Below are 13,879 nucleotides of genomic sequence, written 5' to 3'. Positions count from 1 at the left end.
TACCTGACCCACAGTTCAAGGAGGAATAAGTCATGCTGGCGCACGTACAATCCACGGTGTTTCCGTTCTATCGACAACCGACACCGTGCTACGGTTTCGAATGTATCTATGCCGTCGACCGCGCCCTGCGGGTAGGCGATTCGATCAACAGTGCGACACTCTATGAAGACCTCGCCCACAGTGGCGCCATTATCTACCGCGACTTTGCCGATACACTGCCGGACTTCAACGAGTTCGTCAGCGCGCATTCCGCTCGCGTGACATTCGACCCTGCCCGCAAAGCCGCTACGTCCAACACGGCAGAAATCGAGGCCGGTGTGAATGAAATGGGGCTGCACCGTGAGAACGGTAACTTGCCATTCAACCCCGACCTGCAGTGGTTCTACTGCCTGGAGCCTGCAGCAGTGGGCTCTGAAACGACCTTGTGCGACGGCCAACGCGTACTGTTCGACTTGTCTGCGAAAACCCGAAAGTGTTTTGAGAACCGCGAGATTCGTTACAGCCGGCGCATCCCCTGGAACAATGTAAAACGTTTTCTGAGCATTGAACTGCAACTGCCCATCGATGACATCACCGACGAGCACTTGCACCAAGTCAATCAACAGGTCAGTGGCCAAACCTATCGCCGCATCGATCAGAACCTGATTGCGTCCGAACTGATTATCTCGGCGGTTGAAACCAGTTGCTTCAGCGGCAAGCAAGCGTTTTGCAATTCAATGCTCGGCCCCAGCGTCAACTATGAACCGCCGCTTATCACCTGGGCCGATGGCGAGGATATCGCCCTGGATATATGGGACGAGATCAAAGAAGTGACCGCCCGCAATACGTATAGCCACTTCTGGCAGAAGGGCGACCTGGTGGTAATCGACAACACGCGCGTGATGCACGGGCGCCGGCGCCTGGATGACCCCTCTCGGCGCATATTCGGCGCGCAAAGCTATCGCATTGGAGGTATCGGCCAATGATCAGCCAAAAAATGCAGGACTACCTGGCCGCCACCCCAGACCGCGTAGTGATCAAGGAAATGAACGGTCGCGCCTACACCTTGCACGAGTTACGCCGTGACGTGATGCGACTGGCCAGTGCACTGGAGGGGCGGGTTGGCCGCTGCGAACGCAAAGTGTTTGGCATCGCCATGCGCTCTTGCTACGAGTGGGTGTACACCTTGTTGGCGATCCAAAAAGTAGGCGGTGTGTTGCTGCCGGTGCCCATCGAATTTTCCGACGACCAGATCGGCAGCCTACTGGGCAAAGCGGCGGCAGTGTTCGTCAGCGATGAGCAAACCGCCGGCCGCCTGCACGCTATTCTGCCGGACAAGGCGTGCTTCATCCCCGCGCAACTCATGCACGACACCATCGGTGACGAGTGGCGCCAGGAGGACGAGCTCATCCCGGACGGGATTGTTTCGATCATCCACACGTCGGGCACCACCTCCAAACCCAAAGGGGTGATGATCCGCGACGAGGCAGTCGGGCTGCTGGTCGATAACGTGATGAAGCGTCTGCCACAACAGCCGCTGCACTACTTCTCGATCGTCCCCATGAGTTTGCTGATCGAGCAGGTGCTGGGGGTGTTCATCCCGATTCTTTCGGGCGGCACATTGACCCTCATGCCCGAAGGCATGACCGAATACGGCGCAGCCAGCGGCAACGCACGGCAGTACCTGCAGCTGATTGCGCCCAACCAGCCGAACTTCCTGTACCTGCCGCCCAAGCTACTGGAAGAGGCCAACCTGCTGCTCGAGCACTGCTCGGTCGAGGAACTGTTCGGGCCACAACGCCCGCACATCATCACTGGCGGCGCGAAAATTCCGGTGACGGTCCTGGAAGCCCTGGAGGCGCACGGCGTACAGGTGTTCGAAGCCTATGGCCTGAGCGAGAACTCTTCGATCATTTCGCTCAACTCACCGGCGCAACGGCGTATCGGGTCGGCAGGCACCTTGCTCGATGGTATCGAACCCAAGCTGGTCGACGGTGAACTGCTGGTCCGCACGCCGACCCTCTGTGCCGGTTACTACAACGCCGACGATACAGCCTGCGACCTGTCCGACGGTTATCTGCATACCGGCGATATCGCCGAATTTCGCGACGGCTATCTGTACATCACCGGCCGCAAGAAGCACGTGATCATCCTGTCTACCGCACGCAACATCTCGCCCGAGTGGGTCGAGAACGTCTACAAGGAGAGCGCCCTGGTAGACGACATGATCGTCATGGGTGAAGGCAAGGACGAGCCCTGCGCCATCGTCTTGAGCAGCGCCTGCGCAGACTCGGTCCGCCAGGAAATGGCGCGCCTGGAGCACCGGCTCGCCGACTTTGCCAGGGTCAGGCAGATTCGCGTCATCGCTGACATCGCCACCTTCCGTGATCAGTTCTACACGGTCACGGGGCGGCCACGCAGGGCCGAGATCGAAGCCCGGTTCATCGATCAGATGTACGCCTGAGGAAGCCATCATGTACATCGTGCGTAATTTCTACAAAGGCCGACCTGGCTACCGATGCCTGCAGGAAGCGGTACGTGCCCACTACCTCAAGCACTATGGCGCGACACCAGAGCCACAGCCCGATCTGTTCGTCTGCCTGACCGGCGCCAACGGTGGGGCCCCAGGTTATGCCTGTGCGGGGATCAGCTACGGCGATTCCGGCAAGCTGTTCAGCGAGTACTACCTGGACCAGAGCCTGGATGAGCGCTACCACATCGATCGGGCACGCATTGCCGAAGTTGGCGCGTTCGCCTCGTTTCATAGCGGTAGCGGGGCCGGGAAGTACCTGCTCAACAACGTGATCAAGACACTGGCCCTGCGAAATTTCGGCTTGGTGGTGCTGACCGCCACCGAGCAGGTGCGGCAGTTGCTGATCCCCCTCGTAGACACCCTCGAGGACCTGGGCGGTGCCGACCGCAACAGGCTCAGGGACCCTGGCGTCAATTGGGGCAACTACTACGACCACGGACCACGGGTGGTGGCTTCGCGCCTGTCTGCGCCGAGTACCTGGGGCAATGCCCCCGCCCTGGCGCTGAGCCAGCCGCATTTCACCTGCCAGGCATCCGCCTGACCACATCTGGCTCCGGGCATGGCCGTGCCCGGAGCACTGGAGGTAACCATGAACACAAGCAAGCGTTACGAGAATTTCATCGTGTTCCTTGCTCCCCTGATCAATAGCGTCGGGGGGATCGCCATCGACCTGTATGCGCCCAGCATGCCGTCAATCGGCCATGAGCTGGGCGCCAGCCCGTCGCTCATGCAGAACACCATCACCATCACCTTGCTGTTCTACGCCATTGGCCAGCTGTTTTTCGGCATCATGACCGATGCGCGCGGGCGCCGGCCGGCGGTAATCCTGGGCCTGGCGCTGTTCCTCAGCGGCAGCCTGCTGGCCACCTTCTCGACCTCCATCGAAATGCTCTTGGTGGCGCGCGCACTGCAAGGTTTTGCGATTGGTGCATGCCAAGTGGTTGCCCGTGCCTTGCTGGTCGATATCGTCAAGGGCCCGCGCTTCTATGTGGCCATTATCTATCTGAGCCTGGCGTTCGGCCTCGGGCCCGTCATCGCACCGTATGTGGGCGGCATGATCGAGGTCTACCTGGGTTGGCGCTACAATTTCGTCCTGTATGCGGTCTATGCCGTGATCGTGATGGCGTTCGTTTTGGCCGGGCTCAAGGAATCGCTGCCCGCCACTGCCCGTCGCAGTGCCATGCAAACCCTGGTTGGCTACCGGTGCATCCTGGCTGACGGGCGCTTTCGCTCGTCGGTAATTGTACTGGGCGCGAGTTTCTCGGCGTTTTTGCTGTGGAACGTGATCGGCCCGCATATCGTCCAGGAGCGGCTGGGCCACGACGCACAATACTTCGGCACTACGGCACTGGCGGTGGGCAGTTGCTATCTGGTTGGGACGCTGGTCAATCGCGCGTTGATCCGCAGGGTCCAGGCGGCCACGTTGATGTGGACGGGCATGCTGCTGTTCCTGCTCGGCGTGTTGAGCATCGCCGCCATGCCTGCTGGGTTGAACCTGGTCAGCATCCTGGGTGGCATCATGCTTGTCGCGTTCGGCCAGGGCTTTATCTTCTCCAACGCCATGGCCCGCTCCATGTCCCTCTTCCCCGACCGCGCAGGGGTGGCGGCCAGCCTGCAGGGCTGCCTGATGCTGGTATTCGGGTCGCTGGCTTCGGGTATCGTCAGTGCGCTGCCCTTGGCGTCGAACCTGGCGATCGCGGGCGTGTTCGCGGTGCTCTGGCTGATCTCGCTGTCGGGGATGCTGACGGTGCGCCTGCAACAGCGTCAAGCGTCGCCAGCCTGAGCCAGGTGTAGCCCGACAGGCTTGGATGATGTAACCGTATTGATTTCAATACATCGTATTGAAATCAATACACCCCTACTCCGTTGTGTATCTGCAAGGGTTTGCCACGACTAGCGATTTGGGCCGTGGATGTTCTGTATCGATTTCATTCCATCCCTATTTTCAACAGGCTTTAGAATATTTATCAAGCCATTGATTTATAAGCGTTTTATTTTATTGGCCACATTTTTGCTATAGGAAATCCAACAAGTGCGTGGCTAACCACGCCTACCGCCCTGCTTTCGAGGATTTCCCATGAGCGAGTTGCGTTTCACCGAAGATCACGAATGGCTGCGCGTTGAAGCCGACGGCAGCGTCACCGTGGGCATCACCGCCTTCGCCCAGAACGCCCTCGGCGATGTGGTTTTCGTGCAACTGCCGGAGCTGCAGCATTACGAAAAAGCTACCGAAGCCTCCACCGTCGAATCGGTCAAGGCCGCCAGCGGCGTGTACATGCCACTGACCGGTGAAGTAGTCGCCGTCAACCAAGGGCTCGAGGACAGCCCTGAGCTGGTCAACGAAGACCCGATGGGCGAAGGCTGGTTCTTCCGCTTCATCCCGGCCGACATGAGCGAAGTGACCGCCCTGCTCGACCAGGACGCCTACGACCGCCTGATCAAAGCCAACGACGACGCCTGAGGAACCACACCATGACCATCAACCTCGGCACCGCCAACGAATTCATCGCCCGCCACATCGGCCCACGCGCCGCTGACGAACAGGCCATGCTCGCCAGCCTGGGCTTCGACTCGCTGGACGCCATGACCGCTGCGGTCATCCCCGACAGCATCAAGGGCACCAGCGTGCTCGGCGCAGAAGATGGCCAGAGCGAAGCCGACGCCCTCGCGGCGCTGAAAGCCATCGCCGGCACCAACCAGCTGTTCAAGAGCTACATCGGCCAGGGTTACTACAACACCCACACCCCGGCACCGATCCTGCGCAACCTGCTGGAAAACCCCGCCTGGTACACCGCCTACACCCCTTACCAGCCCGAGATTTCCCAAGGCCGCCTGGAAGCGCTGCTGAACTTCCAGACCCTGATCAGCGACCTGACCGGCCTGCCGATCGCCAACGCCTCGCTGCTCGACGAAGCCACCGCCGCTGCCGAGGCCATGACCTTCTGCAAACGCCTGTCGAAGAACAAGGGCAGCCATGCCTTCTTTGCGTCGGTGCACTGCCACCCGCAAACCCTTGACGTGCTGCGCACCCGTGCCGAGCCGCTGGGCATCGACGTGGTGGTCGGCGACGAACGCGAGCTGACCGATGTCAGCGCCTTCTTCGGCGCACTGCTGCAGTACCCGGCCAGCAACGGTGAAGTGTTCGACTACCGCGAACTGGTCCAGCGCCTGCACGCGGCCAACGCCCTGGTGGCCGTGGCGGCCGACCTGCTGGCCCTGACCCTGCTGACCCCGCCGGGCGAGTTCGAGGCCGACGTGGCCATCGGCAGCGCCCAGCGCTTCGGCGTGCCCCTGGGCTTCGGTGGCCCGCACGCGGCCTACTTCGCCACCCGTGATGCCTTCAAGCGCGACATGCCGGGCCGCCTGGTAGGCGTGTCGATCGACCGCTTCGGCAAGACCGCCCTGCGCCTGGCCATGCAAACCCGCGAGCAGCACATCCGCCGCGAAAAGGCCACCAGCAACATCTGCACCGCCCAGGTGCTGCTGGCCAACATCGCCAGCATGTTCGCCGTGTACCACGGCCCCGACGGCCTCAAGCGCATCGCCCAACGCACCCACGCACTGACCGCCATCCTCGCCGCCGGCCTGAAGGCCATGGGCATCCAGGTCGTCGGCCAGAGCGCGTTCGATACCCTGACCCTGGCAACCGGCGAAGCCACCGCCAGCCTGCACGCGAAGGCCCGTGCCCAGCGCATCAACCTGCGCCAGGTCGATGCGGGCCATGTCGGCCTGTCGCTCGACGAAACCACCGCCCAGGCGGACGTTGAAGCGCTGTGGCAACTGCTGGCCGGCGACCAGCCGCAACCCGATTTCGCCACCCTCGCCGCCAGCACCGGCTCGCTGCTGCCTGCCGGCCTGCTGCGCCAGTCGGCGATCCTCGAACACCCTGTGTTCAACCGCTACCACAGCGAAACCGAGCTGATGCGTTACCTGCGCCGCCTGGCCGACAAGGACCTGGCGCTGGACCGCAGCATGATCCCGCTGGGCTCGTGCACCATGAAGCTCAACGCTGCCAGTGAAATGATCCCGGTCACCTGGGCCGAGTTCGGCAACCTGCACCCGTTCGCCCCGGCCGAACAGAGCCAGGGTTACCTGCAGATGACCACCGAGCTGGAAGCCATGCTGTGCGCCGCCACCGGCTACGACGCGGTGTCGCTGCAACCCAACGCCGGCTCCCAGGGCGAGTACGCTGGCCTGCTGGCCATCCGCGCCTACCACCGCAGCCGCGGCGAAGCCCATCGCGACATCTGCCTGATCCCGTCCTCGGCCCACGGCACCAACCCGGCGACCGCCAACATGGCGGGCATGCGTGTGGTGGTCACCGCCTGTGATGCCCGTGGCAACGTCGATGTCGAGGACCTGCGGGCCAAGGCCATCGAACACCGCGAGCGCCTGGCCGCTATCATGATCACCTACCCGTCGACCCACGGCGTGTTCGAGGAAGCGATTGGCGAAATCTGCGCGATCATCCACGACAACGGCGGCCAGGTTTACATCGACGGCGCCAACATGAACGCCATGGTCGGCCTGTGCGCCCCGGGCAAGTTCGGTGGCGACGTTTCGCACCTGAACCTGCACAAGACCTTCTGCATCCCCCACGGCGGTGGCGGCCCGGGCGTCGGCCCGATCGGCGTCAAGTCGCACCTGGCGCCCTTCCTGCCGGGCCATGCGCAGCTGGAGAACCCGCAGGGCGCGGTGTGCGCCGCGCCGTTCGGCAGCGCCAGCATCCTGCCGATCACCTGGATGTACATCCGCATGATGGGCGGTGCCGGCCTCAAGCGCGCCTCGCAAATGGCGATCCTCAACGCCAATTACATCGCCCGCCGCCTGGAAGAGCACTATCCTGTTCTGTACACCGGTGGTAATGGCCTGGTCGCCCACGAGTGCATCCTCGACCTGCGCCCGCTCAAGGACACCAGCGGCATCAGCGTCGACGACGTGGCCAAGCGCCTGATCGACTTTGGCTTCCACGCCCCGACCATGTCCTTCCCGGTGGCCGGCACGCTGATGATCGAGCCGACCGAAAGCGAGGCCAAGGAAGAGCTGGACCGCTTCTGCGACGCGATGATCCAGATCCGCGAAGAAATTCGCGCCGTGGAAAACGGCAGCCTGGACAAGGACGACAACCCGCTGAAAAACGCCCCGCACACCGCAGCGGAACTGGTTGGCGATTGGGCCCATGGCTACAGCCGCGAGCAGGCTGTGTACCCGCTGCCGAGCCTGGTGCAAAGCAAGTACTGGCCACCGGTCGGCCGGGTCGACAACGTGTTCGGCGACCGTAACCTGGTCTGCGCCTGCCCGTCGATCGAGAGCTATCAGGACGCCTGAGGCGGTCTGTAGAACTTTGGGGCCGCCGCGCGGCCCCAAAAAGTTCAAAAGGAGGCACCACCATGTCACTGAGCGTCTTCGACCTGTTCAAGATCGGCATCGGCCCCTCCAGCTCCCACACGGTCGGCCCCATGCGCGCCGCTGCACGCTTCGCCGAAGGCCTGCGCCGCGACGGCCTGCTGGCCGACACGGTCAGCGTCAAGGCCGAGCTGTATGGCTCACTCGGCGCCACCGGCAAGGGCCACGGCAGCGACAAGGCGGTATTGCTTGGCCTGGAAGGCGAGCACCCCGATACCGTCGACACCGAATCCATCCCCGCCCGCCTGCAGGCGATCCGTGACAGCGGCCGCCTGCGCCTGCTCGGCGAGCACGAAATCGACTTCATCGAAAAACAGCACCTGGCGATGATCCGCAAGCCACTGGCCTATCACCCCAACGGCATGATCTTCCGCGCCTTGGACAGTGCCGGCTTGCAAATTCGCAGCCGCGAGTACTACTCGGTGGGCGGCGGTTTCGTGGTCGACGAAGAGGCTGCGGGGCACGACCGCATCGTCGAGGACAGCACGGTACTCACCTACCCGTTCACAACCGCCAAGCAATTGCTCGGGCACTGCACTGCACACCATCTGTCGGTGAGCCAGGTGATGCTGGCCAATGAGGCGGCCTGGCGCCCCGAGGCCGAAACCCGCGCCGGCCTGCTGCGGATCTGGCAGGTGATGCAGGACTGCGTCGAGGCCGGTTACCGGCATGAGGGCATTCTGCCAGGCGGGCTCAAGGTCAAGCGCCGGGCCCCGGCGTTGTACCGCCAGCTCAGCCAACACCCGGAAGCCAGCCTGCGCGATGCCCTGTCGGTGCTGGACTGGGTGAACCTCTATGCCCTGGCGGTCAACGAGGAAAATGCCTACGGCGGGCGCGTGGTCACTGCGCCGACCAACGGTGCAGCGGGCATCGTCCCGGCGGTACTGCACTACTACATGCGCTTCGTCCCAGGCGCCAGCGAAGACGGCGTGGTGCGCTTTCTGCTCACGGCGGCGGCAATCGGCATCCTCTACAAGGAAAACGCCTCCATCTCGGGTGCCGAAGTCGGCTGCCAGGGCGAGGTCGGCGTGGCCTGCTCGATGGCTGCCGGGGCCCTGTGCGAAGTCATGGGCGGTACCGTGCAACAGGTGGAGAACGCCGCCGAGATCGGCATGGAACACAACCTGGGCCTGACCTGCGACCCAATCGGCGGGCTGGTCCAGGTGCCCTGCATCGAGCGCAACGCGATGGGCTCGGTGAAGGCGATCAACGCCGTGCGCATGGCCTTGCGCGGCGACGGGCAGCACTTCGTGTCGCTCGACAAGGTTATCCGCACCATGCGCCAGACCGGCGCCGACATGAAAAGCAAATACAAGGAGACCGCCCGCGGCGGTCTGGCCGTCAACATCATCGAATGTTGACCCGATAACAACACCAAGGAGTCACCGATGTCCGAAACACTGCTCAAGACCCCGCTGCACGCCCTGCACCTGGAGCTGGGTGCGCGCATGGTGCCGTTTGCCGGCTATGACATGCCGGTGCAGTACCCGCTGGGCGTGCTCAAAGAGCACCTGCACACCCGTGAGCAGGCCGGCCTGTTCGACGTCTCGCACATGGGCCAGATCATCCTGCGTGGCAGCGATGCGGCCCAGGCACTGGAAAGCCTGGTGCCGGTGGATATCGTCGACCTGCCAGTGGGCACGCAGCGCTATGCCATGTTCACCAACGAGCAAGGCGGCATCCTCGACGACCTGATGGTCGCCAACCTCGGTGACGACGTGCTGTTCCTGGTGGTCAACGCCGCCTGCAAGGACCAGGACCTGGCCCACCTGCAAAAACACATCGGCAGTCGCTGCGAGATTGAGCCGCTGTTCGAGGCCCGCGCCCTGCTGGCCCTGCAAGGGCCGGCTGCGGTCAAGGTGCTGGAGCGCCTGGCCCCGGAAGTGGCCGGCATGACTTTCATGCAGTTCCGCCCGGTGACCTTGCTGGGTGAAGCCTGCTACGTCAGCCGCTCGGGCTATACCGGTGAGGACGGGTACGAGATCTCGGTGCCGGCCAATGCCGCCGATGCGCTGGCCAGACGCCTGCTGGCCGAGCCAGAGGTGCAACCGATCGGCCTGGGGGCGCGTGACTCGCTGCGCCTGGAAGCCGGCCTGTGCCTGTACGGCCACGACATGAACACCGCAACCACGCCGATCGAGGCCAGCCTGCTGTGGGCCATCTCGAAAGTGCGCCGCGCCGACGGTGCCCGCGCCGGTGGTTTCCCGGGTGCCGAGGCGATCTTCGCGCAACAGCAACAGGGCGTGGCACGCAAGCGCGTCGGCCTGCTGCCGCAGGAACGCACGCCGGTACGTGAGGGTGCACCGATCGTCGATGCAGCCGACCAGCCAGTGGGCGAAGTATGCAGCGGTGGCTTTGGCCCAACACTCGGCGCCCCTGTCGCAATGGGCTATATCGACAGCGAACATACCGCACTAGACACACCACTGTTTGCACTTGTACGCGGCAAGAAGGTGGCCTTGAAAGTCAGCAAAATGCCTTTCGTGGCACAACGTTACTACCGCGGCTGAAAGCAAGACGTGAAGTGTTTGAACAGGTTTGTCATATTCGATTTCGAACCTGTTCAATAACGAATGAACATGGCGCCAGCCCAGGCGCCATGCCGTTTCCGACAAATCGTTCGGCTATCGGCGAAAGCCCGTTTTTGCAGACGAGCAAGGGCTTGTTTTTTTCTCGGGAGTTGGCGTAGAGTCACTGCACTGTGTTTGCATGGGTCGCAACAGTTCGTGACCTGGGCCAGTAGCCGCGATCTGCTACAACCCGTTCGACGTCTCTTACTTTCCAGCAACCCAGCCCAGTAAGCTTTCATGCCAATACGACATGAAAGTCACTGTTATCAAATTAATAGATTCATAGGAAATAAGAAAATGGCACAGCGTCAGAACGGTACCGTCAAGTGGTTCAATGACGAGAAAGGTTACGGTTTCATCACCCCAGAGAGCGGTCCGGATCTGTTCGTGCACTTCCGTGCCATTCAGGGCAACGGCTTCAAAAGCCTGAAAGAAGGCCAGAAGGTTACCTTCGTAGCCGTTCAGGGCCAAAAAGGCATGCAGGCTGACGAAGTCCAGCCAGAAGCCTGATAATCCATAAAAAAGAGCCCTTGCGTTGACGCGCAGGGGCTTTTTTTTGCCTGCAGTTCCCTAGAATGAGCCTTTGCCATCTGGAGCTGCTGCGCAATGTCCAAGCCCCCCCTCATGCCTCAGGGTAACTTTCCACCTGCCGGGCTAGGCCGCCGCCTGGCGGCGATGTTCTATGACTTCCTGCTGTGCACTGCCCTGCTGATCGTGACGGCGGGCGCGTACAAGATGATCCAGATGGCAATCATCGGTGAGGCCCGCATGCGTGCGCTGACCGACGCTGGTGCGCTGGATGGCGACCCGCTGTTGTCGACGATCCTGCTGTTCGCGCTATTCGGTTTCTTTGCCAAGTTCTGGACCCATGGCGGGCAGACACTGGGCATGCAGGTATGGGGCGTGCGCGTGCAGAACGCCGATGGCAGTGCCATCAGCCTGTGGCAGGCGCTGTTGCGCTTCGTGGTCTCGATCGCTTCGTGGCTGTGCCTGGGCCTGGGGTTTTTCTGGGCGTTGATCGACAAGCGCAAACGCGGCTGGCATGACATCTATTCCGAGACCCAGCTGGTGCGGGTACCCAAGCAGAAGAAATGAAAAAGCCGACCCTGAGGTCGGCTTGTGTGCATCGTTCAGGTCATCAACCTGCTCGGCGTAGTAACCACACCCCTGCCAGTGCACACACCGCGGCCGGTATCACCACTGCCAGCAGCGGCGGGAAGCCGAACACCTGGCTTGAAGGGCCAAGCAAGTCCTGGGCGATGCGGAACACGAAGCCCACCAGCACGCCGGTGAACACCCGCTGGCCCAAGGTTACAGAACGCAGCGGGCCGAAGATGAAGGAAATAGCCATCAACACCAGCGCTGCGGTTACCGCAGGCTGCAGCACCTTGGTCCAGAACGCCAGCCAGTAGCGGGCGTTGTTCAAGCCCTGGTCCGACAGGTAGTGGATGTAATCCCAAAGCCCGGTGATCGACAGCGACTCCGGGGCCAGGATCACGGTATTGAGCAGTTGCGGCGTGACCGAAACGTCCCAGCGCTCTTGCGGCGTCGTCACCACTTCGGTGTGGTCGCCACGGAAATACGTGGTGCGCACATCGCTTAGCAGCCAGTGGTCGTCGTTGTACTGCGCCCGACGGGCAAAGCTGGAAGTGACGATCTTGCGCTCGTCGTCGAAGCGGTAGCGGGTCACGCCCAGCAACAGGCCATTGGGCTGCACGGCGTTAATGTGCACGAACTCCTCGCCCTGGCGGTGCCACATACCCCGCTTGGAGCTCTGCGCTTCACCACCGCCCTGAGCCAGCGAACGGTCTGCCTGGGCCTTGTTTTCGGTAACCGGCGCCACGTACTCGCCAATCAGCACACCCACCAGCATCAGCACCAGCATCGGCTTCATCACCGCCCAGACGATGCGGCCGATGGAAACCCCCGCCGCACGCATGATGGTCAGTTCGCTGCTGCTGGCCAGGCTGCCCAGGCCGATCAGGCAACCGATCAGCGCCGCCATCGGCAGCATTTCATACAAGCGCCGGGGTGCGGTCAGCAGCACGAAATTGCCCGCTTCCATGACCGTGTAGGTGTCGCTCAGGTCGCTCATCTCATCGATGAAGGCGAACAGCGAGGCCAGGCCGAGGATGATCCCCAGCACGGCCAGAATGGCCATCAGCACGCTTTGGCCGATGTAACGATCCAGCTTACCCATGGGCCACCTCCGCACGACGTGCGGCGCGCTTCAGGCGCAGCGGCTCCCAGTACATCAGCCCAAGGCCGATCAGCAGGAACAGCCCGTGCACCCACCACATGCCCAGGGCGATCGGCAGTTTGCCCTTCTCGAGGGCGCCGCGTACGGAAATCAGCATTGTCAGGTAGGCCATGTACAGAAGAATCGCCGGCAGCAATTTGAGGAAGCGGCCCTGGCGCGGGTTGACCCGCGATAGCGGCACCGCCAGCAGGGTCACGACGAAGACCAGAATCGGCAACGACAGCCGCCATTGCAGCTCGGCACGTTCGCGCAAGCCCTTCTGGCCGATCAGCTGCGAGGTGGGAATGGCCTCACGCTCGGTCACTTCTTCGCTGACTTCAGGCTTGGGCAGCAGTACACCGTAGGTGTCGTACTTGATCGCACGGTAATCGGCCTGGCCCGGGTTGCCGTCGTAGCGGTAGCCGTTTTCGAGAATCAGGTAGCGGTTGCCGTCGGCCTGGATTTCCTGGTGGCCTTTTTCGGCAACCAGCACGGACGGCGCCCGGTCCTTGGTCTTGTCCTGGTTGAAGCGCTTTTCGGAGATGAACACCCCGGCCAGGTTGACGCGATCGTCCGACAGCTCTTCGGTGTAGGTCACCCGCGAGCCGTCGCGCAGGGTCTGGAAGCGCCCCGGCACCAGGGTATCGAACTCGGTCAGGGCATCCTGCTGGCTGATGATCTGCTGCACCTGGGCAACGCCCAGCGGCGCCAGGCTCAGGCTCAGCCAGGCGACCAGCAAGGCGACCAGCGCAGCCGGCGCCATGGTCATGCCAAGCAGGCGCTGCTGGCTCATGCCCGTGGCCGAAAGCACGGTCATCTCGCTTTCCAGGTACAAGCGGCCATACGCCAGGAGGATGCCGAGAAACAGCCCCAACGGCAGGATCAGCTGCAAGAAGCCCGGCAGGCGGAAGCCCATGATCAGGAACAGCACGCTCGGGTCGAGCACGCCCTGGGCGGCCTGGGCCAGGTACTTGATGAAGCGCCCGCTCATGATGATCACCAGCAGCACTGCGCTGACGGCGCTCAAGGTCACCAGGACCTCGCGGGAGAGATAACGAAAGACGATCAAACCAGACACTCCTGGGTTGTCAGGGCGGACTGCCAAACAATGGCGCCAAACAATGACTTAGTACAGCCAAGACCAATGCCGGT

The 13,879-nt window shown here is 62.5% G+C and carries 12 protein-coding genes; 10 read left to right on the top strand and 2 right to left on the bottom strand.

The features are described 5' to 3' along the window. The first annotated feature begins 32 nt into the window (after positions 1-32). The 10 genes from LJX93_RS04850 to LJX93_RS04805 all read left to right on the top strand — a co-directional run bounded on the left by LJX93_RS04850 (position 33) and on the right by LJX93_RS04805 (position 11,583). On the top strand, positions 33-965 hold the full coding sequence (locus LJX93_RS04850) for a TauD/TfdA family dioxygenase (protein WP_050506132.1): 933 nt from the start codon (positions 33-35) through the stop codon (positions 963-965). Then, on the top strand, positions 962-2,443 hold the full coding sequence (locus tag LJX93_RS04845) for an AMP-binding protein (protein ID WP_047581439.1): 1,482 nt from the start codon (positions 962-964) through the stop codon (positions 2,441-2,443). The genes LJX93_RS04850 and LJX93_RS04845 overlap by 4 nt, the downstream gene beginning before the upstream one ends. Positions 2,444-2,453: 10 nt before the next feature. Next, the gene (locus LJX93_RS04840; protein ID WP_050506133.1) at positions 2,454-3,053 is read left to right on the top strand and encodes a thermostable hemolysin; all 600 of its coding nucleotides are present in this window, start codon (positions 2,454-2,456) and stop codon (positions 3,051-3,053) included. 48 nt (positions 3,054-3,101) lie between these two features. After that, the gene (locus LJX93_RS04835) at positions 3,102-4,295 is read left to right on the top strand and encodes a multidrug effflux MFS transporter (protein ID WP_033701055.1); all 1,194 of its coding nucleotides are present in this window, start codon (positions 3,102-3,104) and stop codon (positions 4,293-4,295) included. A 294-nt stretch (positions 4,296-4,589) separates the two neighbouring features. Continuing rightward, on the top strand, positions 4,590-4,973 hold the full coding sequence (gcvH, locus tag LJX93_RS04830) for a glycine cleavage system protein GcvH (protein ID WP_033701056.1): 384 nt from the start codon (positions 4,590-4,592) through the stop codon (positions 4,971-4,973). A gap of 11 nt (positions 4,974-4,984) precedes the next feature. Then, entirely contained in the window at positions 4,985-7,840 is a 2,856-nt protein-coding gene (gene gcvP / locus LJX93_RS04825; RefSeq protein ID WP_033701058.1) for an aminomethyl-transferring glycine dehydrogenase, read from the top strand. Positions 7,841-7,902: 62 nt separating this feature from the next. After that, entirely contained in the window at positions 7,903-9,279 is a 1,377-nt protein-coding gene (locus tag LJX93_RS04820; RefSeq protein WP_033701059.1) for an L-serine ammonia-lyase, read from the top strand. 27 nt (positions 9,280-9,306) lie between these two features. Then, positions 9,307-10,428, top strand: a complete 1,122-nt coding sequence (gcvT, locus tag LJX93_RS04815) for a glycine cleavage system aminomethyltransferase GcvT (RefSeq protein ID WP_047581437.1) — start codon at positions 9,307-9,309, stop codon at positions 10,426-10,428. Between the two features lie 357 nt (positions 10,429-10,785). Next, complete coding sequence (locus LJX93_RS04810) at positions 10,786-10,998, top strand: cold-shock protein (RefSeq protein WP_033701061.1); 213 nt, start codon at positions 10,786-10,788, stop codon at positions 10,996-10,998. 96 nt (positions 10,999-11,094) lie between these two features. Beyond that, positions 11,095-11,583 carry an RDD family protein gene (locus LJX93_RS04805; protein ID WP_033701063.1) on the top strand — a complete coding sequence of 163 codons (489 nt, stop codon included), beginning with the start codon at positions 11,095-11,097 and terminating at the stop codon, positions 11,581-11,583. A 43-nt stretch (positions 11,584-11,626) separates the two neighbouring features. Here LJX93_RS04805 and lptG read toward each other — a convergent pair whose 3' ends face one another. Both lptG and lptF read right to left on the bottom strand, forming a co-directional pair. Continuing rightward, entirely contained in the window at positions 11,627-12,688 is a 1,062-nt protein-coding gene (gene lptG, locus LJX93_RS04800) for an LPS export ABC transporter permease LptG (RefSeq protein WP_033701064.1), read from the bottom strand. Further along, a complete protein-coding gene (gene lptF, locus LJX93_RS04795; protein ID WP_033701066.1) occupies positions 12,681-13,796 on the bottom strand; it encodes an LPS export ABC transporter permease LptF in 1,116 nt (371 codons plus the stop codon). The genes lptG and lptF overlap by 8 nt, the downstream gene beginning before the upstream one ends. Between the last annotated feature and the right edge of the window lie 83 nt (positions 13,797-13,879).

The sequence above is a fragment of the Pseudomonas sp. HN2-3 genome (genome assembly GCF_020691745.1).
GTDB classification, from domain to species: domain Bacteria; phylum Pseudomonadota; class Gammaproteobacteria; order Pseudomonadales; family Pseudomonadaceae; genus Aquipseudomonas; species Aquipseudomonas capeferrum.
Note: the sequence above shows the minus strand (reverse complement) of the source record. Positions and strands in the feature narration are given on the sequence as shown.

Coding starts and splice junctions, on each gene's coding strand:
- lptG (WP_033701064.1), bottom strand. CDS start 12,688: ATGGGTAAGCTGGATCGTTACATCGGCCAAAGCGTGCTGATGGCCATT.
- LJX93_RS04805 (WP_033701063.1), top strand. CDS start 11,095: ATGTCCAAGCCCCCCCTCATGCCTCAGGGTAACTTTCCACCTGCCGGG.
- gcvH (WP_033701056.1), top strand. CDS start 4,590: ATGAGCGAGTTGCGTTTCACCGAAGATCACGAATGGCTGCGCGTTGAA.
- LJX93_RS04850 (WP_050506132.1), top strand. CDS start 33: ATGCTGGCGCACGTACAATCCACGGTGTTTCCGTTCTATCGACAACCG.
- gcvP (WP_033701058.1), top strand. CDS start 4,985: ATGACCATCAACCTCGGCACCGCCAACGAATTCATCGCCCGCCACATC.
- LJX93_RS04840 (WP_050506133.1), top strand. CDS start 2,454: ATGTACATCGTGCGTAATTTCTACAAAGGCCGACCTGGCTACCGATGC.
- LJX93_RS04820 (WP_033701059.1), top strand. CDS start 7,903: ATGTCACTGAGCGTCTTCGACCTGTTCAAGATCGGCATCGGCCCCTCC.
- gcvT (WP_047581437.1), top strand. CDS start 9,307: ATGTCCGAAACACTGCTCAAGACCCCGCTGCACGCCCTGCACCTGGAG.
- LJX93_RS04845 (WP_047581439.1), top strand. CDS start 962: ATGATCAGCCAAAAAATGCAGGACTACCTGGCCGCCACCCCAGACCGC.
- LJX93_RS04810 (WP_033701061.1), top strand. CDS start 10,786: ATGGCACAGCGTCAGAACGGTACCGTCAAGTGGTTCAATGACGAGAAA.
- LJX93_RS04835 (WP_033701055.1), top strand. CDS start 3,102: ATGAACACAAGCAAGCGTTACGAGAATTTCATCGTGTTCCTTGCTCCC.